The 25,835-nt window shown below is 63.4% G+C and carries 25 protein-coding genes, 1 tRNA gene and 1 pseudogene; 19 read left to right on the top strand and 8 right to left on the bottom strand.

The window, feature by feature from the left end; genetic code table 11:
- The first annotated feature begins 8 nt into the window (after positions 1–8).
- The 4 genes and pseudogenes from HPTL_RS01705 to HPTL_RS11610 form a co-directional block, all read left to right on the top strand.
- Positions 9–1,628: a Na/Pi cotransporter family protein gene (locus HPTL_RS01705; RefSeq protein WP_119334424.1), complete on the top strand. Its 1,620-nt coding sequence runs from the start codon at positions 9–11 to the stop codon at positions 1,626–1,628.
- A gap of 135 nt (positions 1,629–1,763) precedes the next feature.
- Complete coding sequence (gene aceA / locus HPTL_RS01700; protein WP_232000001.1) at positions 1,764–3,059, top strand: isocitrate lyase; 1,296 nt, start codon at positions 1,764–1,766, stop codon at positions 3,057–3,059.
- Between the two features lie 190 nt (positions 3,060–3,249).
- Positions 3,250–3,615 carry a SpoIIAA family protein gene (locus tag HPTL_RS01695; RefSeq protein ID WP_119334423.1) on the top strand — a complete coding sequence of 122 codons (366 nt, stop codon included), beginning with the start codon at positions 3,250–3,252 and terminating at the stop codon, positions 3,613–3,615.
- Positions 3,616–3,681: 66 nt separating this feature from the next.
- Positions 3,682–3,813, top strand: a pseudogene (locus HPTL_RS11610) (sulfurtransferase); the annotation flags it as partial.
- A 4-nt stretch (positions 3,814–3,817) separates the two neighbouring features.
- Here HPTL_RS11610 and murI read toward each other — a convergent pair.
- Together murI and queG are read right to left on the bottom strand one after the other, a co-directional pair.
- Positions 3,818–4,651: a glutamate racemase gene (gene murI / locus HPTL_RS01685; protein ID WP_232000000.1), complete on the bottom strand. Its 834-nt coding sequence runs from the start codon at positions 4,649–4,651 to the stop codon at positions 3,818–3,820.
- A gap of 12 nt (positions 4,652–4,663) precedes the next feature.
- Positions 4,664–5,755 carry a tRNA epoxyqueuosine(34) reductase QueG gene (queG, locus tag HPTL_RS01680; protein WP_119334422.1) on the bottom strand — a complete coding sequence of 364 codons (1,092 nt, stop codon included), beginning with the start codon at positions 5,753–5,755 and terminating at the stop codon, positions 4,664–4,666.
- Between the two features lie 17 nt (positions 5,756–5,772).
- Between queG and tsaE the strand changes: the two genes are divergently transcribed.
- From tsaE to folE2, 11 genes are all read left to right on the top strand, one after another.
- Positions 5,773–6,252: a tRNA (adenosine(37)-N6)-threonylcarbamoyltransferase complex ATPase subunit type 1 TsaE gene (gene tsaE / locus HPTL_RS01675; RefSeq protein ID WP_119334421.1), complete on the top strand. Its 480-nt coding sequence runs from the start codon at positions 5,773–5,775 to the stop codon at positions 6,250–6,252.
- The gene (locus HPTL_RS01670) at positions 6,234–7,607 is read left to right on the top strand and encodes an N-acetylmuramoyl-L-alanine amidase (RefSeq protein WP_170141218.1); all 1,374 of its coding nucleotides are present in this window, start codon (positions 6,234–6,236) and stop codon (positions 7,605–7,607) included. The genes tsaE and HPTL_RS01670 overlap by 19 nt, the downstream gene beginning before the upstream one ends.
- A gap of 53 nt (positions 7,608–7,660) precedes the next feature.
- Positions 7,661–8,632, top strand: a complete 972-nt coding sequence (locus HPTL_RS01665) for a bifunctional riboflavin kinase/FAD synthetase (RefSeq protein ID WP_119334419.1) — start codon at positions 7,661–7,663, stop codon at positions 8,630–8,632.
- Positions 8,633–8,642: 10 nt separating this feature from the next.
- The gene (gene ileS, locus HPTL_RS01660) at positions 8,643–11,480 is read left to right on the top strand and encodes an isoleucine--tRNA ligase (protein ID WP_119334418.1); all 2,838 of its coding nucleotides are present in this window, start codon (positions 8,643–8,645) and stop codon (positions 11,478–11,480) included.
- Positions 11,477–11,989 carry a signal peptidase II gene (lspA, locus tag HPTL_RS01655; protein ID WP_170141242.1) on the top strand — a complete coding sequence of 171 codons (513 nt, stop codon included), beginning with the start codon at positions 11,477–11,479 and terminating at the stop codon, positions 11,987–11,989. The genes ileS and lspA overlap by 4 nt, the downstream gene beginning before the upstream one ends.
- Positions 11,986–12,468: an FKBP-type peptidyl-prolyl cis-trans isomerase gene (locus tag HPTL_RS01650; RefSeq protein ID WP_119334417.1), complete on the top strand. Its 483-nt coding sequence runs from the start codon at positions 11,986–11,988 to the stop codon at positions 12,466–12,468. The genes lspA and HPTL_RS01650 overlap by 4 nt, the downstream gene beginning before the upstream one ends.
- 1 nt (position 12,469) lies before the next feature.
- On the top strand, positions 12,470–13,417 hold the full coding sequence (gene ispH, locus HPTL_RS01645; protein ID WP_119334416.1) for a 4-hydroxy-3-methylbut-2-enyl diphosphate reductase: 948 nt from the start codon (positions 12,470–12,472) through the stop codon (positions 13,415–13,417).
- Complete coding sequence (xseB, locus tag HPTL_RS01640) at positions 13,410–13,712, top strand: exodeoxyribonuclease VII small subunit (protein WP_119334415.1); 303 nt, start codon at positions 13,410–13,412, stop codon at positions 13,710–13,712. The genes ispH and xseB overlap by 8 nt, the downstream gene beginning before the upstream one ends.
- Positions 13,687–14,589 (top strand): polyprenyl synthetase family protein, encoded by a 903-nt coding sequence (locus HPTL_RS01635; protein ID WP_119334414.1) that lies wholly within the window; start codon positions 13,687–13,689, stop codon positions 14,587–14,589. The genes xseB and HPTL_RS01635 overlap by 26 nt, the downstream gene beginning before the upstream one ends.
- 11 nt (positions 14,590–14,600) lie before the next feature.
- Positions 14,601–16,493: a 1-deoxy-D-xylulose-5-phosphate synthase gene (dxs, locus tag HPTL_RS01630; protein ID WP_119334413.1), complete on the top strand. Its 1,893-nt coding sequence runs from the start codon at positions 14,601–14,603 to the stop codon at positions 16,491–16,493.
- 69 nt (positions 16,494–16,562) lie between these two features.
- Positions 16,563–17,381 carry a GTP cyclohydrolase FolE2 gene (folE2, locus tag HPTL_RS01625; protein WP_119334412.1) on the top strand — a complete coding sequence of 273 codons (819 nt, stop codon included), beginning with the start codon at positions 16,563–16,565 and terminating at the stop codon, positions 17,379–17,381.
- A 118-nt stretch (positions 17,382–17,499) separates the two neighbouring features.
- On the opposite strand, the gene HPTL_RS01620 is transcribed toward folE2, so the two are convergent.
- Positions 17,500–18,267 carry a Bax inhibitor-1/YccA family protein gene (locus HPTL_RS01620; RefSeq protein ID WP_231999999.1) on the bottom strand — a complete coding sequence of 256 codons (768 nt, stop codon included), beginning with the start codon at positions 18,265–18,267 and terminating at the stop codon, positions 17,500–17,502.
- A 38-nt stretch (positions 18,268–18,305) separates the two neighbouring features.
- Positions 18,306–18,680, bottom strand: coding sequence for an HPF/RaiA family ribosome-associated protein (locus HPTL_RS11245; protein ID WP_170141241.1), 375 nt, complete (start codon positions 18,678–18,680; stop codon positions 18,306–18,308).
- Positions 18,681–18,791: 111 nt separating this feature from the next.
- Here HPTL_RS11245 and HPTL_RS01615 point away from each other — a divergent pair, with 111 nt between their 5' ends.
- The gene (locus tag HPTL_RS01615) at positions 18,792–19,703 is read left to right on the top strand and encodes a LysR substrate-binding domain-containing protein (protein WP_170141240.1); all 912 of its coding nucleotides are present in this window, start codon (positions 18,792–18,794) and stop codon (positions 19,701–19,703) included.
- The gene (locus tag HPTL_RS01610) at positions 19,703–20,740 is read left to right on the top strand and encodes a cation diffusion facilitator family transporter (protein ID WP_119334409.1); all 1,038 of its coding nucleotides are present in this window, start codon (positions 19,703–19,705) and stop codon (positions 20,738–20,740) included. Before HPTL_RS01615 ends, HPTL_RS01610 begins: the two co-directional genes overlap by 1 nt.
- Positions 20,741–20,812: 72 nt before the next feature.
- Here HPTL_RS01610 and HPTL_RS01605 read toward each other — a convergent pair.
- Positions 20,813–20,899: transfer RNA gene (locus HPTL_RS01605), tRNA-Leu, on the bottom strand.
- A gap of 26 nt (positions 20,900–20,925) precedes the next feature.
- Between HPTL_RS01605 and queA the strand changes: the two genes are divergently transcribed.
- Positions 20,926–22,002, top strand: coding sequence for a tRNA preQ1(34) S-adenosylmethionine ribosyltransferase-isomerase QueA (gene queA / locus HPTL_RS01600; protein WP_119334408.1), 1,077 nt, complete (start codon positions 20,926–20,928; stop codon positions 22,000–22,002).
- Positions 22,003–22,077: 75 nt separating this feature from the next.
- Positions 22,078–23,340: a tRNA guanosine(34) transglycosylase Tgt gene (tgt, locus tag HPTL_RS01595; protein WP_119334407.1), complete on the top strand. Its 1,263-nt coding sequence runs from the start codon at positions 22,078–22,080 to the stop codon at positions 23,338–23,340.
- Between the two features lie 108 nt (positions 23,341–23,448).
- Here tgt and HPTL_RS01590 read toward each other — a convergent pair whose 3' ends face one another.
- The 3 genes from HPTL_RS01590 to groES all read right to left on the bottom strand — a co-directional run bounded on the left by HPTL_RS01590 (position 23,449) and on the right by groES (position 25,782).
- The gene (locus HPTL_RS01590; RefSeq protein WP_119334406.1) at positions 23,449–23,637 is read right to left on the bottom strand and encodes a YjfB family protein; all 189 of its coding nucleotides are present in this window, start codon (positions 23,635–23,637) and stop codon (positions 23,449–23,451) included.
- A gap of 156 nt (positions 23,638–23,793) precedes the next feature.
- On the bottom strand, positions 23,794–25,434 hold the full coding sequence (groL, locus tag HPTL_RS01585; protein ID WP_119334405.1) for a chaperonin GroEL: 1,641 nt from the start codon (positions 25,432–25,434) through the stop codon (positions 23,794–23,796).
- A gap of 57 nt (positions 25,435–25,491) precedes the next feature.
- Positions 25,492–25,782 (bottom strand): co-chaperone GroES, encoded by a 291-nt coding sequence (gene groES, locus HPTL_RS01580; protein ID WP_119334404.1) that lies wholly within the window; start codon positions 25,780–25,782, stop codon positions 25,492–25,494.
- Positions 25,783–25,835 lie beyond the last annotated feature (53 nt).

Genomic DNA, 25,835 nt, shown 5'->3' with positions numbered 1-25,835 from the left:
AGCCGCCCTTGACCGAACTGGCGACCCCCTCCGCCCCTTGGCTCGCGCTTGCTGGCGGGTTGGGCTTTTTCTTGCTGGGTCTCGAGCTCCTCACCGACGGCCTTCGCCTGGCCGCAGGTCCCAACCTCCAGCGCCTGCTCAGTCGTGCAACCGATACCCGGTGGCGTGGGCTTGGTACCGGCATCCTCATCACCGCGCTCGTCCAATCGTCGTCACTCGTTACTTTTGCCACGATCGGTTTCGTCAATGCTGGCCTGCTCACCCTCCACCAATCCCTGTGGGTCATCTTTGGCGCCAACATCGGAACGACCGTCACCGGCTGGCTCGTCACCTTGGTCGGCTTCGAGTGGGCGCTCGAATCGTGGGCGTTGCCGCTTGTTGCAATCGGCGCGTTTTTCCACCTGACCGGCAAGAACACCCGCCGCGGCGCGCTTGGGTTGGCATTGGCCGGCTTCGGTCTGCTGATCACCGCGATCGATCTTCTCAAGAGCGGTTTGGGGGGTGCCGCTGCGCACGTGACCCTTCCCATCGGCGACGGGCCGCTCCTGCGGTTGGCGCAAACCGGCGCTGGGTTTCTGCTCACCGTCCTGCTCTTCTCCTCGAGCGCTGCTACGGCGCTCATCCTCACTGCAATCCACAGCGGCCTCATCGACCTCTCGAGCGCAGCGGCGATGGTGATCGGCGCGAACCTCGGCACCAGCGTCAAAGCCTTCCTGGCCGCAATCGGCGCAACGGCGAACGCCAAACGCGCCGCAGCCGCCCACATCCTCTTCAACACCCTTACCGCAGTAGTCGCATTCCTCATCCTCCCTGCCCTGGTTACCGTGACCACCGCGCTCACTGCGTGGAGCGGAGCCGAACGCGACCCTGCGATCGCGATCGCGCTATTCCACACCCTGTTCAACGTCCTGGGTGTCGTTCTGATCTGGCCACTCGCCAACCCGATGGCCGCTTGGCTGCAACGTCACTTCCGTACGCGCGAAGAAGACGAAGCGCAACCCCGCTACCTCGACCACACGCTCGTCACCATCCCTGACCTGGCACTCTCTGCGCTCCAACACGAACTGGTGCGTCTGCGCGACATGGCCTCAGCGATCCTCGAACGGGCGATCGTCGGAACCGTACCCGACCCAACCGCGGTCCATGCGGTGCGAACCCTCACCCACGCAATCGCCCGCTTCATCGCCGCAATGAACCAAGGAACGCTCACACCGCAATTGATCGACACCAGCGAACGGCTCTTGCGTGTGGCTCGCTACTATGAAAGCGCGGCGCGGTTTGCCGAAGAGGGTGCGCACGCTTGGGGCGAATACGACGAACGCGACCCGTCCGTGATGGCCGCATGGGAACGCTTTCGCACCGCGGCGCTGGCGCTGCTCCCCACCGCCCGCAATGCCCCCCACGATGCAGCCACTGTGGGGAAATCCGACGACGACACGATGGAAGCGGCCTACCAAGACCTCAAAGCGGCGCTCCTTGCCGCCGGAAGCCGTGGTGCACTCTCCATCGCCGCAATGGACGCGCAACTGCGCGCAGCAAGCGCGATCCACCGTGGTCTGCAACAACTACGCAAAGGCATCACGCGCACACCCCCACCCCTCACACCGCAAAAAACGCCACATACCTGACCCAGCCGCACACGTTCTCGACTTCGCGCGTTTTTGTCTCTTATGTCTTATATAAGATACTTGACGCGGCGCAGCAAGCACGGTATCATCAATCCCGTCGCCACTTGGCACATTCGTAACCGAAAGGACGCAATCATGGACCGTCAACAGCAGATCGAAGCGATCAAAAAAGATTGGGCCGAAAACCCGCGCTGGAAAGGGATCACCCGCACCTACACCGCCGAAGACGTCGTGCGTCTGCGCGGTTCGGTGACACCGGAATACACCTTCGCGCGCATGGGCGCAGAAAAACTCTGGAAATTGCTCCACACTGAGCCCTACATCAACGCGCTCGGGGCGCTCACCGGCGGCCAAGCCATGCAACAGGTCAAAGCCGGGATCAAAGCGATTTACCTCTCCGGCTGGCAAGTTGCCGCGGACAACAACGAATACCGCGCGATGTACCCCGACCAGTCGCTCTACCCGGTGAACTCGGTGCCGGTGGTCGTCGAACGCATCAACAACGCGTTCAAACGTGCCGACGAGATCCAATGGGCCAAAGGGCTCAACCCAGGTGACGAAGGGTGGATCGACTATTTTGCCCCGATCGTCGCCGACGCCGAAGCGGGCTTCGGTGGCGTGCTCAACGCCTTCGAACTGATGAAAGCCATGATCCGTGCAGGTGCTGCCGGTGTACACTTCGAAGACCAGCTCGCCAGCGTCAAGAAGTGCGGCCACATGGGCGGGAAAGTGCTCGTCCCCACCTCCGAAGCGGTGCAGAAACTGATCGCCGCGCGGCTCGCTGCGGACGTCTGCGGCGTGCCCACGCTGGTGATTGCGCGTACCGACGCCGAAGCCGCCGACCTGCTCACCTCGGACCACGACGAATACGACAAACCGTTCCTCACCGGCGAGCGCACCGCCGAAGGGTTCTACCGCACCAAGAAGGGGCTTGAGCAAGCAGTGGCGCGCGCACTCGCTTACGCGCCGTACGCCGACCTCGTCTGGTGCGAAACCGGTACGCCCGACCTCGAATTCGCGAAGCAATTCGCCGAAGCGGTGCATGCCAAGTTCCCGGGCAAGATGCTCGCGTACAACTGCTCGCCGTCGTTCAACTGGAAGAAGAACCTCGACGACACCACGATCGCCAAATTCCAACGCGAACTCGGCGCGATGGGGTACAAGTTCCAGTTCATCACGCTCGCCGGCGTCCACAGCATGTGGTACAACATGTTCGACCTGGCGTACGACTACGCCCGTCGCGGCATGAGCGCTTACGTCGAAAAAGTGCAAGAACCCGAATTCGCTGCCCGCGAACGCGGTTACACCTTTGTCGCCCACCAAGCCGAAGTGGGTACCGGTTACTTCGACGACGTCACCACGGTCATTCAAGGGGGTCAGTCGAGCGTCACCGCGCTCACCGGTTCCACCGAAGAAGAGCAGTTCCACTGATCAGCCCGTGAGAGGCACGGCATGGCGCGATCCCTGCATCGCCCATGCCAGAGGGAGACAAAAACGGTTGGGTAGCCCAAGTGGCTACCCTTTTTCTTGTCCGCGCGAAATGCGCGCCGCAGATGGACAAATCGACACGAACTCAGTATCCTTCCACCAAGTACGGCCACACCAAGGAGACCTTACCCCAATGATCACCCTCGAAACCCGAGACAATCGCGTCGAAGCCACTGTCTTTGGCGAATTTACCCTTGCCGACTTTCGTGCATTCGAAGAGCAGATCGAATACGCGAACCGCTTCCACGGCCCGGTTCGGCTCCTTCTCGACCTGCGCCAGATGATCTCCTACACCATCGATGTGGCGTGGGAAGAGCTCAAATTCACCCGCGCACACCCCGACGCGTTCGACCGCATCGCGATTCTCACCGACGACGATTGGCTCATGTGGATCGCCTGGATCGAGCGCTTCTTCGTCCATGCCGAGATCCGCACCTTCACCGATGAAGACGCCGCGCGCGCCTGGCTCGACGAACCCGCGACAAACGCTGCGGATTGACCGAAACGCACATGACCGCGATGAACCTTTTTCCCGCTACCGTGATCGATAGCGGCGAGCGCTCGCTCTAGCGTCACCGCGTGCCACAACCTGCTGGCAATGACGCATGCCGGGTTGCCATTCGGCCAGTTGTACGCCGGTTCGTGGAGCGAATGGTGCGCCGACCCTGCGCGCCCCGTCGCACGAACCCCATCCTGATCCCTCACCCTTCCAACACCACGCGCGAGACTTCCGGCAGCGACCGTGCCAAGAAGCGCTCGGCAAGTGTATGAAACCGCGGCGGCTTGTCCGAAACATAGAAGCGATGCTGTGGCGCAGCCGCTTCACGGCGCAGGAGCGCCTGTTCCGCCAGCACCTGCGCAGCGGCTTCGGCAACGGCCACGGCCGAATCGATCAACGCCACCTCCGGCCCGGCAACGCGGCGCAACAGCGGTTTGAGCAACGGGTAGTGCGTACATCCCAAAACCAGGGTATCCACTGATTCGGAGGCGAGCGGCGCCAAATATTCCCGTGCCACCTGTTCGGTAACCGGATGATCGACCCACCCCTCCTCGACCAACGGAACGAAGAGCGGGCACGCCCACGCATGCACCCGCACGTCGGGTGCGTACGCATGGATCCGTCGCGCGTACGCGCCGCTATCCACAGTCGCCATCGTGCCGATCACCGCAACAGCCCGGCGCCGCGTCATCTCCGCAGCCGCCCGTGCCCCGGCGTCGATCACGTCGAGCACCGGCACGCCGGCCGCCAAACCCGCTACTGTGTCCGCAGCGACCGCGGCCATCGAATTGCACGCGATGATGAGGAGCTTCACCTCTTGCTGCAACAAAAAGCGGGTGATTTCCGCAGCATACCGCCGGATGGTCTGCGCCGACTTCACCCCATAGGGCACGCGCGCGGTGTCACCGAAATAGACGATCGCTTCATTAGGCAGCCGCTCCATCACCGCCCGCGCCACCGTTAGCCCCCCAACCCCCGAATCGAAGATACCGATCGGTGCATTGCTCACCGGTTGCCTGCCCATCGTCTGCGCCATCGCCCCGCGTCACTAAGCAAATGGAACGGATTGTACCGTACCACCCTGGCCGCGATGGCGCGCCAGCGCCCACTGGACGTGTTCGCGCACCAGCGGCGACGGGTCGTCGGCGCGCTGCCTGAGCGCCGCCACCACATCTGGGGTCGTCGGGGCGTTACCCAACGCCACGGCCAAATTGCGCAACCAACGCGGATAGCCGATGCGCCGAATCGGAGAACCCGCGAAACGATCCAGGAATTCGTGTTCGCGCCAAGCAAACAGTTCGACCAACCGCGGCGCATCGAGCCCATGCCGCGGCTGAAAGTCGGAGCATTGTGACGGCGTCGCGAAACGATTCCACGGACAGACCAATTGGCAATCGTCGCAGCCATAGATTCGGTTGCCAACGAGCGGCCGCAGTGACTCCGGAATCGATCCAGGATGTTCGATCGTCAGGTACGAAATGCAGCGCCGCGCATCCACCGTGTAGGGCGCGACGATCGCCTGCGTTGGACACGCGGTGAGACAACGCACGCATCGCCCACAATGCGCACGTTGCGGCGCGTCGACCGGCAACGGCAGGTTGGTGACCAGTTCGCCCAGAAAAAAGTAGGACCCTTCGCGTGTCAGCAACAGCGTATGCTTTCCGCGCCACCCCAAACCCGCGCGCGCGGCGAGCGCCACCTCCCATATCGGCGCCGAATCGACGAAGACCCGCCCTTGGTGTTCTGGCGCCAACGTTTTCAGGACGTTTTCCAGTTTCGCCAAGCGGGCGCGCACCACCTTGTGGTAATCTCGGCCCAGCGCATACCGCGAAATATAGGCGCGCGACGGGTCGGAGAGCACCGCTTCGGCCGGCGCCGCCTGCTCGGGCCAGTAGGGAAAACGCAACGAGACGACGCGCTGCGCGCCTGGAACGAGCGCGGCGGGGCGCGCGCGCAGCGTCCCCCACTTTGCCATATAATCCATCTCGCCGTGGTACCCTTCGCGCAACCACGCAAGGAGTTTCGGCTCTTCCGCGGAGAGGTCGACGTCGCTCACCGCCATCGCGGCAAACCCGAGCGACTCCGCCGCGCGCCACAACGCTGCTTTGATCTGTGCCCAATCGCGAACCGTTCCTGCCATCGACACCCATCGCCCCCATGAATACCGACGCCTCTTTTACCACAACCGCGCACCTCGAAAACGAAGCCGAAACCGGCGCGTTCGCGCGACGCGTTGCCCCCTGCTTCGTCGCGACCCGCGGCATCGTCACGCTGACCGGGCCGCTGGGTGCCGGCAAGACCACCTTCGTACGGGCACTCCTCAACGCGCTCGGCCATCACGGACCGGTCAAAAGTCCCACCTATACCTTGGTCGAACCCTACCCAGATCTCGCTGTTCCAGTTTATCATTTCGACTACTACCGGTTCGCCGACCCCGAAGAGTTCCGCTGGGGCGGCTTCGACGAATACTTTCAACCGGAAAACCTCTGCTTAGTGGAATGGCCCGAAAAAGCGCACCCCTACCTACCGAGCCCCGACTGGCAGGTTCGGATCGCGATCGAAGCGACGGGCAGTCGGCTGCTGACCCTGGGCGCCTGCTCGACTGCGGCGAAGCGGCAGTGGCCAGCGCTCGGCTAGCCACCCCCGCAGCCGCGTTGTCCCGCGTCCAAGCGGCACGCCGCGCCTTTCTCTCCCGCGCCACGCTCCTTGCGGCATTCACTTGGCTGCCGACACGCCTCATCGCCGCGTCGCCACCCCGTATCGTCGCCGTTCGCGCTTGGCCCGCAGAGGAATACACACGCGTCACGCTCGAAGCCAGCGCCGCACTCGAACACGAAGCATTCTTACTAGAAAATCCACTGCGCCTCGTGATCGACCTCAAAGGGGTGGTCGTCCAAACGATTTTGCGTGCCCTTGCAGAACATATCGCACCCGACGACCCCTATATCGCCGCGGTCCGCGTCGGGCAGTTCACCCCAGAGACCACCCGCATCGTCTTCGACCTGAAGCAAGCAGTCGTCCCGCAGATCTTCCTTCTCGACCCCATCGATCCCTATCAATACCGCCTGGTAATCGACCTCTATCCCGAAAAACCGCAAGACCCCGTCGCGCGGCTCTTGGCCGAACTCGACAAACGGCAGCGGACGGAAAGTGACACGCCGGTCCTCAGCGAAACGCCCCCGCGGCGACCCGCCGAAACCCAAGCGAACCGGGCAACCAACCCGCGTAAGCCACAACCGAAACCACCGGAACAGGACGCCCCATACGTGATCGTCCTCGACCCCGGGCACGGCGGCGAAGACCCCGGCGCGATCGGTCGTCACGGTACCCGGGAAAAGGACGTGGTGTTGGCGGTGGCGCGGCGCGCCAAGAAGCGGTTCGACGACGACCCGAAAACGCGCGCGGTGCTCACGCGCAGCGGTGACTACTTCATCGCGTTGGGGGAAAGGGTGAACCGCGCCCGGCGCGCCCAAGCCGACCTCTTCGTCTCGATCCACGCCGACGCCTTCGTGCGCCCCGACGTCGCCGGGAGCTCGGTCTATGCCCTCAGCGACCGCGGTGCCTCGAGCACCGCAGCGAAGTGGCTCGCGCAAAAAGAGAACCAATCCGACCTCATCGGCGGCGTCCAATTGGCAGCGCGCAGCGACCATGTCGCCGCTACGCTCCTCGACCTCTCGATCACCGCAACCCGCACCGACTCGTTGCGCCTCGCGCAAGCGGTGCTCGCCGAGCTCGCGCGCGTAAGCCCCCCCCACCGCCCCGAGGTCGAAACCGCGAATTTCGCAGTCCTGCGTAACCCCGACGTCCCGTCGGTACTCGTCGAGCTGGCGTTCATCTCCAATCCCACCGAAGAACGGCGACTAAAGAGTGCAGACTACCAAGAACAGCTCGCTGAAGCGATCTACCGCGGCGTGAAGCGCTACCTCGAACGCCACGCGCCGCGTCCTCGTGCGTTGATGCTCGCCGCCAAGAGCCGCGACCCCGCAAGTTGATCTGCGGAATACCGGTATAATTGGGCGTTTTCCGAAAGCAGACTCAGAGGACGATGCGCATCCTGCGGGGCCATGCGCCCAGCCTTGCACCGACCGCGCTCACCGTCGGCAATTTCGATGGCGTCCATCGCGGACACCAGGCGTTGTTGCGCCTGGTCTGCGACCGTGCGGTAGCACGACAACTCACCCCTGCGGTGCTCACCTTCGAACCCCACCCGCGCGAGCGGTTGGCACCGACCAGTGCCCCCCCGCGTCTCACCCCGCTGCGCGACAAAGCAGCGCTGCTTGCGCGGGAAGGGATCGCGCAGCTGCACATCCTCCCCTTTACCCGCCGTATCGCACAGTGGTCGCCAGAGGCGTTCATCGCGTTCATGGTCGAACGTCTCATGGTTCGCCATTTGATCGTCGGCGACGATTTTCGCTTCGGCGCCCATCGCGCCGGCACGTTGGAAACCTTGCTCGACGCCGGAGAGCGCTTCGGCTTTACCGTCGAAGCGATGTCGACCCTTACGTTAGGCCCCGAACGCATCAGCTCGAGCGCCGTGCGCACCGCGCTCGATGCGGGCAACGTCGAACACGCCGCGCTGCTGCTTGGGCGTTGGTACGCGGTCACCGGACGCGTCCACCCGGGCGCCCAACTCGGCCGCCAAATCGGTGTTCCGACGATGAACCTACGGATCGCACCACGGCAAGCGCTTCCTTCGGGCGTTTTCGTCGGCTGGGTCACCGGTCTGGGCAATCGGCCTGAACCGGCGGTGATCAACGTCGGCGTACGCCCGACCGTCACGCAGCGCCACCCAGCCGATCGCGCATCCTGCCCTCTGCTCTCCCCCACACTGGAGGCGCACCTCCTCGATTGGCACGGTGACGCATACGGCAAGCGGATCACCGTCCATTTCGCCGCCAAACTGCGGAACGAACAGCGCTTCCCGTCGCTTGCCGCGCTCACGACACAAATCCACGACGACATCGCCGCGGCGCGACGCTGGCACGCAACGCACCCCACGCAATACCCATTGGATTAGGAGTCGATCGATGGCTAACGGAAAGGGCTACCGCCAAACCCTCAACCTCCCCGACACGCCGTTCCCCATGCGCGGCGACCTCGCGAAACGTGAACCGGGTTGGGTCGCGGCGTGGCAAAAGCAAAAACGCTACGAGCAGATCCGCGAACGGTGTCGCGGCCGCACGAAAAAGTTCGTCCTTCACGACGGCCCGCCGTACGCGAACGGGGATATCCATATCGGCCACGCGGTCAATAAAATCCTCAAAGACATCATCGTCCGCTCGAAAACGCTTGCTGGATACGACGCCCCCTACGTTCCCGGGTGGGACTGCCATGGGCTGCCCATCGAACACCAGATCGAAAAACGGTACGGGCGCGGCCTACCCGGCAGCGAAGTGCGGCGGCTGTGCCGCGAATTCGCAGCAGAACAGGTCGAACGGCAAAAGCGCGACTTCATCCGCTTGGGCGTACTCGGGGACTGGGACAACCCCTACCTCACCATGAACTACGCCAACGAAGCGAACGAAATTCGCGCGCTCGCCCGCCTGGTCGACGCCGGTTTCGTCGTGCGCGGTCTCAAACCGGTGCATTGGTGCTTCGACTGCGGGTCGGCGCTCGCGGAAGCGGAGATCGAGTACGAAGAGCGCACCTCTCCGGCAATCGACGTCGCGTTCCCCCTCGACCCGGCGGAACAGGCGCGTGTGGCGCAAGCGTTTGGCCTTGCCGAAGCGCCGCAGCAGCCGATCTTTGCCGTGATCTGGACCACCACCCCCTGGACGATCCCGGCGAACCAGGCACTCAACGTCCATCCCGAATACCGGTACGAACTCGTCGCCACCCCGAAAGGGTGCCTGATCCTGGCCGCCGAACTGAAGGATGCGGCGCTCGCGCGCTTCGGCTTTGCCGCCTCAGAAGTCGAAACGCTCGGCGCGTGTCAGGGGGCGGCGCTTGCGCGCGTCACGTTCCGCCATCCGCTCTATGATCGCGCTTCGCCCGTCCTGCCCGACACCTACGTCGAGCTCGCCACCGGTACCGGCATCGTCCATTCGGCCCCCGCCTATGGGGAAGACGATTTCCGCGTCTGGATCGCCGCGGGGTTCCCCCAAGAGGCGATCCTCACTCCGGTTCAAGGCGACGGGCGCTTCGCCCCTGATCTGCCGGAATTCGGCGGCCTTTCCGTCTGGGAAGCAAACCCGAAGATCGTCGCCGCGCTCGAAGCCGCCGGGGCGCTGCTTGCGCACGCGCCGATCCGCCACAGTTACCCACACTGTTGGCGCCACAAAACGCCGACGATCTTCCGTGCCACCAACCAGTGGTTCGTCGCGATGGACCTGCCTCGCCCCGATCCCCTGCGCGACAACCACCCCACCACGTTGCGCGACCGGGCGCTTGCCGGCGTCGATGCCACCCGCTTCTACCCCGCTTGGGGTAAACAACGGCTGCACGCGATGATCGCGAACCGTCCCGACTGGTGCATCTCACGACAGCGCCACTGGGGCGTCCCGATCCCCTTCTTCGTCCACAAGCAGACCGGAGCGCTTCACCCGCGCACCGTCGAACTCATGGAAGCGGTTGCGCAACGCGTGGAACAGGAGGGCATCGAAGCGTGGTTTGCACTCGACCCTGCAGAGCTTCTGGGAGACGAAGCGCGCGACTACGAAAAAGTCACCGACACCCTCGACGTCTGGTTCGACTCCGGCACCACGCACCTGCACGTCTTGCGTGGCTCCCATCCCGAGCTCGGCCACCCTGCGGCGATGTACCTCGAAGGGTCCGACCAGCACCGCGGGTGGTTCCACTCGTCGCTCCTCACCGGTTGTGCGATCGACGGTCGCCCCCCTTACGACGCGCTCCTCACCCACGGCTTCGTCGTCGACGGGCAAGGGCGCAAGATGAGCAAATCGCGCGGCAACGTCGTCGCGCCGCAAGAGGTGTGTGACACCCTCGGCGCCGACATCTTGCGCCTCTGGGTCGCCAGCACCGACTATTCCGGTGAGCTCACCATCTCGAAAGAGATCCTGCAACGGGTCGTCGAAGTCTACCGCCGGTTGCGCAACACTTTGCGCTTCATGCTCGCGAACATCGCCGACTTCGACCCGACGCGCGAAGCGGTCGCGCCAGAGGCGCTCGTCGACCTCGACCGCTGGGCGATCCTGGCAACCGCAACGGCGCAACAGCAGATCACCGACGCGTACGAGGCGATGGAGTTTCACCGCGTCGTCCAGACGATGATGCACTTTGCCTCGGAAACGCTTGGGGCGTTCTACCTCGACGTCCTCAAAGACCGCCTCTACACCACCCCCGCGCAAGGACACCCGCGCAAAAGCGCCCAGACCGCGATCACCCACATCCTGCATGCGTTCGTCCGCTGGATGGCGCCAATTTTGCCATTCACCGCGGAAGAGGTCTGGGAACACCTCACCGGCAACCCCGAAGAGAGTGTGATGTTCCACACCTGGTACGAACTGCCCGCAATCCCCGACGCCGACGCGGTGCGCGAACGCTGGCACTGGGTCCTCGATACCCGCGAACGGGTCACCAAAGCGATCGAAGCAAAACGCGAAGCGGGTGAAATCGGCGCCAACCTCGAAGCCGAAATCACCCTCTTTGCCGCCGGGGCGCGCTACCAAGCCTTGGCAGCGCTTGGAAACGAACTCCACTTCCCGTACATCGTCTCGCGCGCCGAAGTGGTCGAAGTAGCAACCGCGGAGGAAGAGCGGGTCGAAGCACGCAAATCGCCGCACGGGAAATGCGCACGCTGCTGGCATTACGAACCCGACGTCGGCAGCGAACCGGCGCATCCCGACCTGTGCGGTCGTTGCCGCTCCAACCTCACCGGCTCCGGAGAAACTCGGCAGTGGGCATGAACCACGCGCTTCCCGAACTGGCACCGACCGCGCCATCGAGGGCCGTCGCAACGCGCCGCCGCCTTTGGGTGATGGGCATCGCTGCGCTGGTCTTTGCGCTCGACCAACTGAGCAAATGGATCATCGCGGCAACCATACCCACGGGCGAAGCGCTTGTTGTCACCCCCTTCTTCCAACTCGTCTCCGTCTACAACCCGGGCGCGGCGTTCAGTTTCCTGGCTGGCGCCTCTGGCTGGCAGCGGTGGTTCTTTTTGGCGATCGCGCTAGCCGTCACGCTTTGGCTGCTGTGGGAAGCGGGCACCGCCACCCGCAAAACCCTCTTGACCGCGTACGGTATGATCGTGGGCGGCGCGCTCGGCAACGCTTGGGATCGCGTCGCCCACGGCGCCGTCCATGACTTCCTGCTCTTTCACTACCGAACCTGGCACTGGCCCGCCTTCAACCTTGCCGACAGCGCGATCACCCTTGGCGTCGCGCTGCTCCTCTGGCACCTCAGGAAAGACCGATGAACGAATCCCTTACTCCGGCGAACGCGCCGCACTCAAAACCCGACACCGACGCCCCGGCATGTGTCGCACCGCACCATCTGGTGACGCTCCACTACCGCATCACGTTAGAGAACGGCGTCCCGATGGTGAGTACCTTCGAAGCGACGCCAGCAACGCTGCAACTGGGCGACGGCACCCTAGCGCCGCAATTCGAACGGCTCCTCGTCGGTCTTCCCGTGGGTAGCCGCCACACCTTTACCCTACCGCCAGAAGCGGCGTTCGGGCCGCGCCGCGACGACCTGATCGAACGGGTTCGTCGCGCCGATTTTCCCGACGACACCGCCGAAGTGGGCACGATCCTCTCGTTCGCGGCACCCGACGGTTCCCGTTACGCGGGTGTCGTCGTGGAACTCGACGACGAATGGGGGGTCGTCGATTTCAACCACCCGCTGGCGGGCAAGACCATTCGTTTCGAAGTCGAAATCATCGGAGTCTGCTGACGTGACCGCACCGACCCATCGACCCACCATTGCGCTCCTTGCCAATCCACGCGGCTTCTGTGCCGGTGTCGACCGGGCGATCGCGATCGTCGAAGAAGCGCTGAAGCGTTTCGGCCCCCCGGTTTATGTCCGCCACGAGGTCGTGCACAACCGTCACGTCGTCGACGGGCTCAAAGCCCGCGGCGCGGTCTTCGTCGAAACCCTTGCCGACGTTCCGGACGATGCGGTGGTGATCTTCAGCGCCCACGGCGTCTCGCAAGCGGTGCGCGAAGAGGCAGCGGCGCGCGGGCTCAAGGTTCTCGATGCCACCTGTCCGCTCGTCACCAAAGTCCACCTCGAAGTCCAGCGCCTTTACCGCGCCGGTTACCAGATCGTGATGATCGGCCATGCCGGTCACCCCGAAGTCGAAGGGACGATGGGGCAAGTCCCAGACCGCGTCTGGCTGGTCGAAAACGAACGTGACGTCGCCAACCTCCCGGAATTGGGCGACCGGGTCGCCTTCGTCACCCAAACCACCCTTTCGGTCGACGACGCCCGCCGCATCGTCGCCGCCCTCACCGCACGCTTTCCCCACATCGTCGGCCCCAAGAAAGACGACATCTGCTACGCGACGCAAAACCGGCAAGACGCCGTGCGCACGCTCGCAACCGCAACCGACCTCGTGCTCGTGATCGGCTCGAAGAACAGTTCCAACTCCAACCGTCTGCGCGAAGTCGCCGCAAGCTGTGGCGTCCCCGCCTACCTGATCGACGGCCCAGACGACATCGACCCGACGTGGCTAAACGGCGCAACACGCATCGGCATCACCGCGGGCGCCTCGGCCCCTGAGGCGCTCGTCACCGCGGTGGCCGACCGTCTGCGCGCGTTGGGCGTCACCGCGGTCCAAGAAAGCGACGGCATTCGCGAAACGGTCCATTTTCCCTTACCGAAGGAGCTCGTCGATGCGTGACGACACCGCCGCGCGCACCCCTGAAGCGATCGACCGACTCGATTTCGAAACCGCACTCAAACAGCTGGAAGGCATCGTCGCCGCATTGGAAAGCGGCCATCTGCCGCTCGAGCAGGCGCTCACCCAATATGAGACGGGCGTGCGCCTCGTGCACCACGCCCGAACGCTGCTGCAAGCCGCCGAAGAGCGGTTGGTGCGCATCGAATCGCTCCACCGCCAAACGGCAGCCGCTGAGAACGGCGCGACGCGTCCCGCGAACGAATCCACCGATGACAGCGACGACATCCCTTTTTGACCCGGCCCGCTTCGAAGCCGCGCTCGAGGACGCACTCACGGCCAGCGCGAGTCTCAGCCCGCGGCTTTTTGCCGCGATGCGCCATGCGCTCCTGGCGCCGGGCAAACGGTTGCGCCCGCAGCTCGTCTTCGCCGCTGGTGCGCTCAGCCAAGCGCCCGTCGAAGCGCTCACCCCCTTTGCTGTTGCGGTCGAACTCATCCACACCTACTCGCTCATTCACGACGACCTCCCCGCGATGGACGACGACGCGCTGCGCCGCGGCCGCCCCACCGTTCACGTCGCGTTCGACGAAGCCACTGCGATCCTTGCCGGGGACGCGCTGCAAGCGCTCGCGTTCGAAACGCTCGCCATCACACCGGAACTCACGCTCGAACAGCGGATGCGGCTCGTCGGGCTCCTTGCGCACGCCGCCGGCGCGGGCGGCATGGTCGGCGGACAGGCACTCGATATCGAAGCGGAGCGCTTCCCGTCCACAGCTGCGCCCGAAAGCGACGCGTTGACCGCGCTCGAGCAACTCCACCGCGGCAAAACCGGCGCGCTCATCGAAGCGGCGGTGATCGGCGGTGCGCTCTGCGGCCCCAAAGTCAAACGCACCCTACTGGAAACCCTGGCGCCGCTCGCCGCGCAACTGGGGCTGGCGTTCCAGATCGTCGACGATCTCCTCGACGCCACGAGCGACGCCGCCACGCTCGGCAAAACGCCCGGCAAAGACGCGCGGCAGGGCAAACAGACCTTCGTCACCCTGCTCGGTGAACGCGTGGCACGCGAAAGACTCCGCACCCTCCAACGACAGATCGACGCAGCGATTGCCACGCTCGGCCGTGATGCGGCGCCGCTCGCCACAGTCGCACGGCAGGTGATCGAACGCGACCGATGAGGCCTAACCCCATGGAACCCGCAACGCTTGCCATCCGCTTCCCGCTTCTTGCCCGTATCGACACGCCGGAGGATTTGCGCAAACTGCCCAAAGAGCGGCTGCCGGAATTGGCCGCGGAATTGCGCACCTTCATTTTGGAATCGGTCGCGAAGACCGGCGGGCACCTCGCCTCCAACCTCGGCGCGGTCGAACTCACGATCGCGCTCCATTACGTCTATGACACGCCGTTCGACCGCCTGGTCTGGGACGTCGGCCACCAATGCTACCCGCACAAGATCCTCACAGGACGGCGCGACCGTTTTCATACCCTTCGCCAATGGGGCGGGATCGCCGGCTTTCCCAAGCGGGACGAAAGCCCGTACGACACCTTCGGTGTTGGCCACTCCTCGACCTCGATCTCCGCAGCGCTCGGCATGGCGGTCGCTGCGAAAGCGCGCGGTGAATCGCGTCACGTAGTCGCGGTGATCGGTGACGGCGCGATGTCGGCGGGCATGGCATTCGAAGCGCTCAACAACGCTGGGGACATGGAAGGCATCGACCTCACCGTGATCCTCAACGACAACGAGATGTCGATCTCGCCGCCGGTTGGCGCACTCACCAAGATCTTGGCACGGCTCCTCACGGGCGAACCGTACCGCACCGCACGCGAGATCGGCTCGTCGCTCCTTTCTGCCGCCCCGCCTCTCAAAGCGTTCGCGCGGCGGGTCGAAGAGCACATGATCGGTATGCTCACCCCGGGCACCCTGTTCGAAGAGTTCGGCTTTCGTTACATCGGGCCGATCGACGGCCACGATCTCACCACGCTCGTCCCGACGCTCGAAAACCTGCGGGAAACGGGCGGACTGCAGTTCGTCCACGTCGTCACCAAAAAAGGGCAAGGCTACAAACTGGCCGAAGCCGACCCGATCCGCTACCACGGTGTCAGCCGCTTCGACCCGAAAGCGGGGCTTCCCGAACCTGCCCCCCAACCAGCCCCCACCAAGCCACCTACCTACACCGAAGTCTTCGGCCAGTGGCTCTGCGCGATGGCCGAACGCGATCCCCTTCTCATCGGCATCACCCCCGCGATGCGCGAGGGCTCCGGGCTGGTCGCGTTCTCCGAGCGCTTTCCCGACCGCTATTTCGACGTCGGCATCGCCGAACAGCATGCGGTCACCTTCGCCGCGGGGCTCGCCTGCGAAGGCTTCCACCCCGTGGTCGCGATCTACTCCACCTTCCTGCAACGCGCCTACGACCAACTCATCCACGACGTCGCGTTACAAAACCTCAACGTCACCTTCGCGATCGACCGTGGCGGTCTGGTGGGTGCCGACGGCCCCACCCACCACGGCGCGTTCGACCTCTCCTACCTCTCTTGCATCCCCAACCTGATCGTGATGGCCCCCTCCGACGAAGCGGAGTGTTGGCGCCTGCTCACCACCGCCTACACCTACGAGGGCCCCGCAGCGGTGCGTTACCCACGCGGTACCGGCCCCGGCGCGCCGCTACCGACCGCACTCGAACCGCTGCCCATCGGCAAAGCGCGGGTGGTCCGCGAAGGCAAGCGCCTGGCGATCCTCGCGTTCGGCGCCCCGCTCGCCGCAGCGCGGCCCGTTGCGGAAGCACTCGACGCGACGCTCGTCGATATGCGCTTCGTCAAACCGCTCGACGCGGAACTGCTCGATGCGCTCTGCGAAACCCACGATCTGTTCGTCACCGTCGAAGAGAACGCGGTGATCGGGGGTGCTGGCAGCGAAGTGGCGCGCCTGCTCGAATCGCGCCCCACCCCCCCGCGCCTCTTGCGCTTGGGACTTGCCGACCGATTCTACCCCCACGGCGACCCGCAGAAACTGCTGGCATGCGCAGGACTCGATAGCGAAAGCCTGCACCGGGCGATTGACGATTTCTATCGAACTTCGCCTTGACTTCGCGGTCGGAAACAGGTAAAAAATCCTACGAAAACAGTCAACAAATCAACCCACAAGGAACGGCCCATGACAGAGATCGCCCAACCGCCACTTGCCGACGTCGCCCACGAAATGCCGGACGTTCAAGGTTCGGCCGACCACCGCAACCTCGACATCGACCGGGTTGGCATCAAAAGCATCCGCCACCCGATACGCGTCTCCGACCGCAGCGGCGGCGTGCAACACACCGTGGCCACCTTCAACATGTATGTCGGGTTGCCGCGCCACTTCAAAGGCACCCACATGTCGCGCTTCGTCGAGATCCTCAACCAGCAAGAGCGCGAACTGTCGGTGGAATCGTTCGAGCCGATGCTCCGCCACATGGTCGAACGGCTCGAAGCCGCCACCGGGCGCGTCGAGATGACCTTCCCCTACTTCGTCCTCAAAAAAGCGCCGGTCTCCGGCGTCGAAAGTCTGATGGATTACGACGTCACCTTCATCGGCGAGATCGACGAAAGCAACCGGTACCGCTTCACCCTGACGGTGGTCGTACCGGTCACCTCACTCTGCCCCTGCTCGAAGCGAATCTCAGAGCGCGGCGCCCACAACCAGCGCAGCCACATCACGATCACCGCAACGCTCGCGGATCATGTCTGGATCGAAGAACTGATCGACATCGCCGAAACCGAAGCCAGCTGCCAGCTCTACGGACTCCTCAAACGGCCCGACGAAAAATATGTCACCGAGTACGCGTACGACCACCCCAAATTCGTCGAAGATCTGGTGCGCGACGTCGCTGCGCGCCTCAATCGTGATCCGCGAATCGTCCGCTACGTGGTCGAATCGGAAAACTTCGAATCGATCCACAACCACTCGGCCTACGCGCTCATCGAAGGGCCGAAATAACGCACCGCGGGGCAAAGACCAGCCACACCCGCCGTGGCAGGTTTTTCTGAATGAACCCATGAAAAAGGCCACCGCCAACCGGTGGCCTTTCGCTTTTTGGCAATCGGTGGTCGTTTCGTCACTCGTCGCTATTCAGCACCCCCAACAAGTGCAGCAGGCTCGTAAAGAGGTTGTAGATACTGACGAAGAGGGCGACCGTGGCCAAGATATAGTTCGTCTCTCCTCCGCGGACGATCTGATTCACCTCGAAGAGGATGAATCCCGCCATCAACAGGACGAACGCGGCCGAAACGGTGAGCGACAGCGCCGGGATTTCGAAGAAAATCGCCGCCAATCCGGCCAGGAACGCGACCAGGATCCCGACGAAGAGAAAGCCGCCCAGGAACGAAAGGTCCCGCTTCGTCGTCGACGCATAGGCCGCTAGCGCCAAGAAGATCACCGCCGTTGCCGCAAACGCCTGGAAGATGATCTCCGGTCCATTGGGTAACTTCAAGTAGGCCGAAAGGATCGGCCCCAAGGTGTACCCCATGAAGCCCGTGAGCGCAAAGACCGCAGCAATCCCGGCCGGGCGGTTTGCCAGTTTATGGACCAGGAAGAGCAACCCGAAATAGCCGATCAGCGTCACGATGATCCCGGGATGAGGCAACCCCAGCATCATCGCCGCGCCGGCGGTCAGCGCAGAAAAGCCCAGCGTCAGCGCCAGCAACATGAAGGTGTTGCGCAATACCTTCTGTGCCCGCACGGTATCGACTGTCGGCGCCTCCGACGAAAACGTCGGTTCGCTCGGCGTCGTCCCGTCGCGTGCTTGACGCAGCGCTTCCAACTCTTCCCACGTCAGCGTCCGGCCCGTTGCCGAACGGTTTTGCTCAGAAGGAACGTTCATCATACCTCCTTTCATTGGTCAAACCCAAAACCCACTATGGTTCAGACACCCACCGGGACACTCTGTTGCAATCGGCGCGCCAGCACCCGCTCGAGTCGCGCAGAGGCTTCGGCAAGCGCCTCACGTGCCGAATGGGCGGTGACCGCGAACACCACTTGCGGCGAATGGCGCAACCGCATCTGCACGACGCACCGTTTCATCAACACTCCGGTTTCGTCGCGCACATCGAGGAGCTTGATCCGCGTCCACGCCACGCGCCCTTTCACCTGCGCGATCAAGCGGCGAAAACGCCCCTCGACCTCCGGCTGCAATGGCGCGTTGCTCTCAGAGCACACGACTTCTATCGGAAGCCGTTTCAGCGCACTTTTCGTCCGCCGCAGACCAAACCACCCTTTTTTCTCTTTGGGTTGTTCCATTACGCGTATCTCCTTCCGTCCTGCCACGGCTCTGTGGCACATTACTTTTATAGCATCACTCAAAACCCGATACAATCAGATTTTATTAGACCTTTTGTTCGAAAAAATCGGATGATCAGTCTCAAACAACTCCACCACTTCTGGCTCACCGCGCACCGCGGTGGCATCCAACGCGCGGCCGAAGCAAGTGGCCTGGCGCCACAGACCATCAGCGCGCAGATCGCTGCGCTGGAAAACCATTTAGGACGACCGCTCTTCGAGCGCCAAGGACGCCGCCTCGTCCTCACCCCCGCAGGAGAACTCACGCTGCAATACGCCGACGAAATCTTGCGCCTCACCGAGGCACTCGAACAGGCGCTTGCCAGCGACCGTCCTACCCTGCGGCTCAAAGTGGGCCTGCTCGACAGCGTGCCCAAGGCCATCGCCGCCTACCTGTTGGCGCCACTTCGCGCACTCGAGCAGCCGGTCACCCTACACGTGAGCGAAGAACGCTTTGCGCAACTCCTGGGGGCGTTGGCAACAGGAGCGCTCGACCTGATCTTGAGCGACATCCCGCCCACGGCCGACCCGGCATTGCCGCTCTTCAGTCAGTGCCTGCTCGATACCCCGGTCGCGTGGTACGGCGCCCCGCGTTGGGGCCCCGGCCCCATCACGTGGTCGGACCTCACGCACATCCCGCTGCTGCTGCCCGCCGCGCCGACGCATGCGCGCGTCACCCTACTTGCGCAACTCCAGGCACATGGCGTCACCCCGACGATCGCGGGCGAATTCGCCGATACGGCACTTCTCGTCGAAATGGCCCGGTTGGGCGATGGCATCTTCACCGCGCCGGAACTCCTGAGCGACGCACTCTGTCAAGATGGGCGGCTGGTGCCGCTCGGCAACATCGCCGAACTGCACGAGCGCTACTGGCTGATCAGCCACCGCCGCAAACGCCACCATCCGGCCGTCGTACAATTGAGCCAGACGTTTCGCGCCGCATCCGTGCCGTCATCCGCCCAGCCGACAAAGGAAACCCCCTGATGAATCGGACGACACAACAACGGCTCACCCTTGCGGTCACCGTCACCTTCGGTTTCGCCCTCATCGAAGCGCTCGGCGGCTGGTTCGCCGGATCGCTCGCGCTCCTTGCCGACGCGAGCCACATGGTGACCGACGGGGCGGCACTTGCGCTCGCGCTCTTTGCCGCGTGGCTTGCCAACCGTCCCGCCAGCCCGCGCTTTTCGTACGGATGGGGCCGTGCCGAACTCCTCACCGCGCTCGTGAATGCCGCCACCATGCTGGTAATCGTTGCCGGAATCGTCTGGGAAGCGTGGCAGCGCTGGCGCAACCCAACGCCGATCGACGGACCGTTGGTAGTGGGTGTTGCCGTGATTGGGCTCGCGGTCAATGGTCTGGTCGTCTGGCTACTCGGCGGGCACGCACATAGCCACGCCCATTCCCATGATCACGATCATGATCCCGGTCACGACCACAGTCACGCACCGGAACACCAGCACGAACCTGAATCGGCACGCAAAACCGACCACGAACCCGAGCACTCCGCCGCACTCGGCGAAGCAAACCTCAACCTCAAAGGAGCGCTGTTGCACGTGATCGGCGATCTGCTCGGCTCGGTTGCTGCGATTCTCTCAGGAATCGTCGTTTGGGCCACCGGCTGGACCCCGATCGACCCACTGCTGTCGCTCCTCATTGCAGCGCTGGTTGCGCACGCCAGCTTGCGCCTGCTCAAAGAGGCGCTGACCCGGCTACTCGACGGCGTGCCGCCGACGGTGGCGCTCACCACCTTGGGGCAGTCGCTTGCCGAAACCCCCAACGTGCGCGAAATCCACGACCTGCACGTCTGGTCCCTTTCGGGGGAACGGTTTGCGCTGACCGCGCACGTCACGGTCGAGACACTCACCGCGTGGCCGGAAACGCTGGCGCAACTCGAAGCGAAAGCCCGTTCGGCAGGAATCCACCACACCACTTTCCAACCGGAACGCGACCCATGCGCGGCAGACGCTACCCGCAACACATGCGTTACCCAGAGCTATCGCACGGAAACGGCGCAGAAATGAGGAAGATACCGTGAAGGGAAACGAGCGCGCGGCTCTCTCAAGCGGTTTGCGCTGCTAAAATAGCGCTTCTATTGGTGCCGAGAGAGGGAGTCGAACCCTCACGGTGTCACCACCGGCGGATTTTGAGTCCGCTGCGTCTACCTATTCCGCCATCTCGGCTTGAGAGCAACTATTATAGGAAAGAAATGAGACTTTGCCAAGAGCTCGATCGGCTCGATGCCTACGATTTTCCGCTTCCGCCCGAGCGGATTGCCCGGTACCCACAACCCGAACGTGACGCGAGCCGTCTGCTCGTCGTCGGCGAAGAACGTTTCGACGACCGAACGTTCCGCGATCTTCCTGCGCTGCTCGTACCCGGCGACCTCCTGGTGCTCAACGACAGCCGCGTGATCCATGCCCGCCTCTTTGGCCACAAAGCGACGGGGGGCGAAGTCGAAGTGCTCTTCGAGCGGCTGATCGGGGAAAAAGAGGCGCTCGCGCTGGTGCGCGCCAGCAAGTCGCCGAAACCCGGAACGACGTTACACCTGGCGAAGGCTTTTACCGTCGAAGTGGTCGATCGCCATGGCGACCTCTTTCACGTGCGACTGCGCGACGACGGCACCTTGTTCGACTGGATCGAACGCTTCGGGCAACTGCCGATCCCCCCCTATCTCGAGCGTCAGCCGGAAGAGACCGACGAAACCCGCTACCAAACCGTCTTTGCGCGTCACCCCGGTTCGGTGGCTGCCCCCACCGCGGGGCTCCATTTCACCGAGCCACTTCTTGCGCAATTGCAAAACCAGGGGGTGGGGCTGGCGTGGGTCACCTTGCACGTCGGTGCGGGCACTTTTCAACCGGTTCGCACCGAGCGGGTGAACGAACACCGCATGCATGCCGAACGCTTCGTCATACCCGAAGCCACTGTCGAAGCGATCGCGCGCACGAAAGCTGCCGGCAAACGGGTGATCGCGGTAGGCACCACCGCGATGCGCACGCTGGAAGGCGCCGCACACCACTGGGGCAGGCTGCGCGCTGGACAGGGCGAAACCGACCTCTTCATCCGACCGGGCTTCCGCTTTCAGGTGGTCGACGCCCTCATCACCAACTTTCACCTCCCGCGTTCGACCCTCATCATGCTGGTCGCAGCGTTTGCCGGCTACCAGCGAACGATGGCCGCGTACCGGCACGCACTCGCAGGCGACTACCGCTTCTTCAGCTACGGCGACGCGATGTTCCTGCCGCAACGCTACGACACGGATTGGGCGCCGCATGAAACCCATTGACCCCAGAAGCAAACAGCAGAAGCACGGTCCGATCGCTGGCGTTCCCTGCCGCGAGACACACTGGAAAGCGCACCGATGAACGATCGACCCCCTTACCCTGACGTTGGCACACCATGCGAACCGGTGCCCTTGCAACGCGTACCCACCCTCCCAAACGCTGCGCAACCCCAAGACCTACCGGATGCGCCAGACGCAACGGACGCGCCAACTCCGCCACCGCGCGCCGCTTTCACGCTGCTTGCCCGCTCGGGGGCGGCGCGGCGCGGGCGGTTGCGCCTACGGCGCGGAACCGTCGAAACCCCCGCGTTCATGCCGGTGGGCACCTACGGCACCGTCAAAGCGATGACCCCAGCGATGCTCGAAGCGATCGGTGCGCAGATCATCCTGGGCAATACTTTCCACCTCTGGTTGCGCCCGGGTCTGGAGGTGATCCAGCGCTTTCAGGGACTCCACCGTTTCATCGGTTGGAACCGCCCCATCCTCACCGATTCGGGCGGCTTTCAGGTTTTTTCTTTGGGCGCGCTGCGTAAAATCAGCGAAGAAGGGGTTCGTTTCGCCTCCCCGATCGACGGCAGCAAGCGGTTCCTCACCCCTGAAGGCGCGATCGAAATTCAGACGGTGCTCGATTCGGACATCGCGATGGTCTTCGACGAATGCACGCCCTACCCCGCGACCTTCGACGAAGCGGCGGCGTCGATGCAGCGGTCGCTACGCTGGGCCCAGCGGTGCCGAACCGCGTTCGACCAGCAGGGAAACCCCAATGCGCTTTTCGGGATCGTGCAAGGGGGCATGTACGAGCCGTTACGCGACGCGTCACTGGCCGGATTGCTGGAGATTGGCTTTCACGGCTACGCCATTGGCGGTCTTTCGGTGGGCGAACCCAAAGCGGAGATGGTCCGCATCCTGGCCCATACGGCACCGCAGCTACCGGAAAACCAGGCGCGCTATCTGATGGGCGTGGGCACGCCCGAAGACCTCATCGTGGGCGTACAGCATGGGATCGACCTCTTCGACTGCGTGATGCCCACCCGCAACGCGCGCAACGGCCACCTCTTTACCCGATACGGGGACATCAAGATCAAACAGGCACGCTACCGCCACGACACCGAACCCCTCGACCCAACCTGTGACTGCTACACCTGCCGCCATTTCAGCCGCGCCTACCTGCACCACCTCTTCCGCGCCGGCGAGATTTTGGGTAGCATCCTCAACACCATCCACAATCTCCGCTACTACCAGAATCTGATGGCGGAATTGCGCACGGCGATCGAACACGACACCTTTGCCGAAACCGCTGCGCGCTTGCTGCGTGACCGGCAGGAGGGAAACCGCGCGTGAACGCTCCGCAGCCGATCGGGCTACGGAGCGTACCGCTTACCGCTGCCCGCTTCGGTTTGCAGGCGGGAGCGCACGAACGCAGACCGTTACCGCGCCGAAACGCACCGATTACGCTTTCACGTCGACGGTGTTGCCCAAATGGGGCGGGTTGCTCGGTTGCGGCAACGCGGCCAAAAGCGATAGCGCCGTCTGCTCTTGTACGTCGTTGATTTTCTTCAAGACGGCGGTTTGAATCGCCGTGGTCACCTGATTCTGCTGCAGCACGTTCGCGATCTGGGTTACATCCATGGTATCCATCGTCTGCTCCGGCGCCCTTGGCGCTTTTCATTCTATTGGGTTAACGGCAGAAATGCCAATTACTTGAGCTATTTGAAGACATGCTCGCGAAAACAAAAAAATCCCACCCCCATTGGGGGTGGGATCGTGATGCTGTTTTGAGGAAACAGGAACCGATCAGAAGTCCATGTCACCCATACCAGCGCCCGCGCCCGGCGCAGCGGCTTTTTCATCTTTCGGCGCTTCAGCGATCATGCACTCGGTGGTGAGCATGAGGCCAGCGACCGACGCGGCGTTTTGCAGCGCCGAGCGGGTGACTTTGGTCGGGTCGAGCACACCCATTTCGATCATGTCACCGAATTCGCCGGTTGCGGCGTTGTAGCCATAGTTGCCCTTGCCTTCGAGCACCTTCGCGACGATCACGCTCGGCTCTTCACCCGCGTTCGCGACGATCTCGCGCAGCGGCTGCTCGACCGCGCGAAGCACGATCTTGATCCCGGCTTCCTGGTCGGGGTTGTCGCCCTTGAGCCCTTTCGCGACCGCCGCTTCACGGGCACGCAGGAGCGCCACGCCACCACCCGGCACGATCCCTTCTTCGACCGCGGCGCGGGTTGCATGCAGCGCGTCTTCGACGCGCGCTTTTTTCTCTTTCATTTCGACTTCGGTGGCGGCACCGACTTTGATCACCGCAACGCCACCCGCGAGCTTCGCGACACGCTCTTGCAGTTTTTCGCGGTCGTAGTCGCTCGTGGCTTCTTCGATCTGCACGCGGATCTCTTTGACGCGCGCTTGGATCTTCGCCGGGTCGCCCGCACCGTCGATGATCGTGGTGTGCTCTTTCGCCACTTCGACACGCTTGGCTTGACCCAGATCTTCGAGGGTCGCCTTTTCGAGCGAAAGACCGACCTCTTCGGAGATCACGGTACCGCCGGTGAGGATCGCGATGTCTTGCAGCATCGCTTTGCGACGATCACCGAAGCCCGGCGCTTTGACCGCGCAGGTCTTGAGGATGCCGCGCAGGTTGTTCACCACGAGCGTGGCAAGGGCTTCGCCTTCGACGTCTTCCGCGATGATCAGGAGCGGCCGGCCCGCTTTCGCCACTTGTTCGAGCACCGGCAAGAGGTCGCGGATGTTGCTGATCTTCTTGTCGTGCAAGAGGATGTAGGGGTTGTCGAGCACCGCGACTTGCTTGTCGGGGTTGTTGATGAAGTAGGGCGAGAGGTAGCCGCGGTCGAACTGCATCCCTTCGACCACTTCGAGCTCGTTTTCGAGGCTCTTGCCGTCTTCGACGGTGATCACCCCCTCTTTGCCCACTTTGTCCATCGCTTGTGCGATGATCTCGCCGATCGAGCTGTCGGCGTTCGCCGAGATCGTACCCACTTGCGCGATCTCTTTGGTGGTCGAGCAGGGTTTGGAGATCGCTTTCAGCTCTTCGACGATCGCGGTCACCGCCTTGTCGATCCCGCGCTTGAGGTCCATCGGGTTCATCCCGGCGGCGACGTACTTCATCCCTTCGCGCACGATCGCTTGTGCAAGCACGGTAGCGGTGGTCGTCCCGTCACCGGCGACGTCAGCGGTCTTCGAGGCCACCTCTTTGACCATCTGCGCGCCCATGTTTTCGAACTTGTCTTTGAGTTCGATCTCTTTGGCGACGGTGACGCCGTCCTTGGTGACGATCGGCGCGCCGAAGCTGCGCTCGATCACGACGTTACGCCCTTTCGGCCCCAACGTGGTTTTCACCGCATTGGCAAGGAGGTTGACCCCTGCAACCAGGCGTTCACGCGCACTGTCGTGGAATTTGACTTCTTTGGCTGCCATTGTTTCTGCTCCTTCGTGATTGGGTTGGTTTCGCGTTTTGATGCGTTGCCCAACGGATTACGCTTCGATCACTGCCATGATGTCGTCTTCACGCAACACCAGGAGCTCTTCGCCCTCGACCTTCACGGTCTGGCCCGCGTATTTGCCGAAGAGCACTTTGTCGCCCACTTTCACCGCCATCGGGCGTTTGCTGCCATCGTCGAGAATCTTGCCGTCCCCCACGGCGAGCACTTCGCCCTGATCCGGTTTCTCCCCAGCGGTATCGGGGATCACGATCCCACTGGCGGTTTTGCGTTCAGCTTCGATACGTTTGACGACGACACGGTCATGCAACGGACGCAGTTTCATGACAGACCTCTCCTTTTTCCTTGTGACACAGTTTTCCCAGCGGGTGGAGTGTT

The organism is Hydrogenophilus thermoluteolus (genome assembly GCF_003574215.1).
GTDB classification, from domain to species: Bacteria; Pseudomonadota; Gammaproteobacteria; order Burkholderiales; family Rhodocyclaceae; genus Hydrogenophilus; species Hydrogenophilus thermoluteolus.
The sequence above is the reverse complement of the archived record's forward strand: the minus strand, read 5'-3'. Positions and strand labels throughout refer to the sequence as shown.

Bases quoted from the DNA above. Each gene is read 5' to 3' on its own strand.
- tgt (WP_119334407.1), top strand. From the start codon at position 22,078: ATGAACGATCGACCCCCTTACCCTGACGTTGGCACACCATGCGAACCG.
- HPTL_RS01590 (WP_119334406.1), bottom strand. From the start codon at position 23,637: ATGGATACCATGGATGTAACCCAGATCGCGAACGTGCTGCAGCAGAAT.
- ileS (WP_119334418.1), top strand. From the start codon at position 8,643: ATGGCTAACGGAAAGGGCTACCGCCAAACCCTCAACCTCCCCGACACG.
- xseB (WP_119334415.1), top strand. From the start codon at position 13,410: ATGCGTGACGACACCGCCGCGCGCACCCCTGAAGCGATCGACCGACTC.
- HPTL_RS01620 (WP_231999999.1), bottom strand. From the start codon at position 18,267: ATGATGAACGTTCCTTCTGAGCAAAACCGTTCGGCAACGGGCCGGACG.
- groL (WP_119334405.1), bottom strand. From the start codon at position 25,434: ATGGCAGCCAAAGAAGTCAAATTCCACGACAGTGCGCGTGAACGCCTG.
- HPTL_RS11245 (WP_170141241.1), bottom strand. From the start codon at position 18,680: ATGGAACAACCCAAAGAGAAAAAAGGGTGGTTTGGTCTGCGGCGGACG.
- queG (WP_119334422.1), bottom strand. From the start codon at position 5,755: ATGGCAGGAACGGTTCGCGATTGGGCACAGATCAAAGCAGCGTTGTGG.
- queA (WP_119334408.1), top strand. From the start codon at position 20,926: ATGAGACTTTGCCAAGAGCTCGATCGGCTCGATGCCTACGATTTTCCG.
- folE2 (WP_119334412.1), top strand. From the start codon at position 16,563: ATGACAGAGATCGCCCAACCGCCACTTGCCGACGTCGCCCACGAAATG.
- HPTL_RS01635 (WP_119334414.1), top strand. From the start codon at position 13,687: ATGACAGCGACGACATCCCTTTTTGACCCGGCCCGCTTCGAAGCCGCG.
- HPTL_RS01615 (WP_170141240.1), top strand. From the start codon at position 18,792: ATGATCAGTCTCAAACAACTCCACCACTTCTGGCTCACCGCGCACCGC.
- HPTL_RS01665 (WP_119334419.1), top strand. From the start codon at position 7,661: ATGCGCATCCTGCGGGGCCATGCGCCCAGCCTTGCACCGACCGCGCTC.
- HPTL_RS01695 (WP_119334423.1), top strand. From the start codon at position 3,250: ATGATCACCCTCGAAACCCGAGACAATCGCGTCGAAGCCACTGTCTTT.
- HPTL_RS01610 (WP_119334409.1), top strand. From the start codon at position 19,703: ATGAATCGGACGACACAACAACGGCTCACCCTTGCGGTCACCGTCACC.
- lspA (WP_170141242.1), top strand. From the start codon at position 11,477: ATGAACCACGCGCTTCCCGAACTGGCACCGACCGCGCCATCGAGGGCC.
- dxs (WP_119334413.1), top strand. From the start codon at position 14,601: ATGGAACCCGCAACGCTTGCCATCCGCTTCCCGCTTCTTGCCCGTATC.
- groES (WP_119334404.1), bottom strand. From the start codon at position 25,782: ATGAAACTGCGTCCGTTGCATGACCGTGTCGTCGTCAAACGTATCGAA.
- tsaE (WP_119334421.1), top strand. From the start codon at position 5,773: ATGAATACCGACGCCTCTTTTACCACAACCGCGCACCTCGAAAACGAA.
- murI (WP_232000000.1), bottom strand. From the start codon at position 4,651: ATGGCGCAGACGATGGGCAGGCAACCGGTGAGCAATGCACCGATCGGT.
- aceA (WP_232000001.1), top strand. From the start codon at position 1,764: ATGGACCGTCAACAGCAGATCGAAGCGATCAAAAAAGATTGGGCCGAA.
- HPTL_RS01650 (WP_119334417.1), top strand. From the start codon at position 11,986: ATGAACGAATCCCTTACTCCGGCGAACGCGCCGCACTCAAAACCCGAC.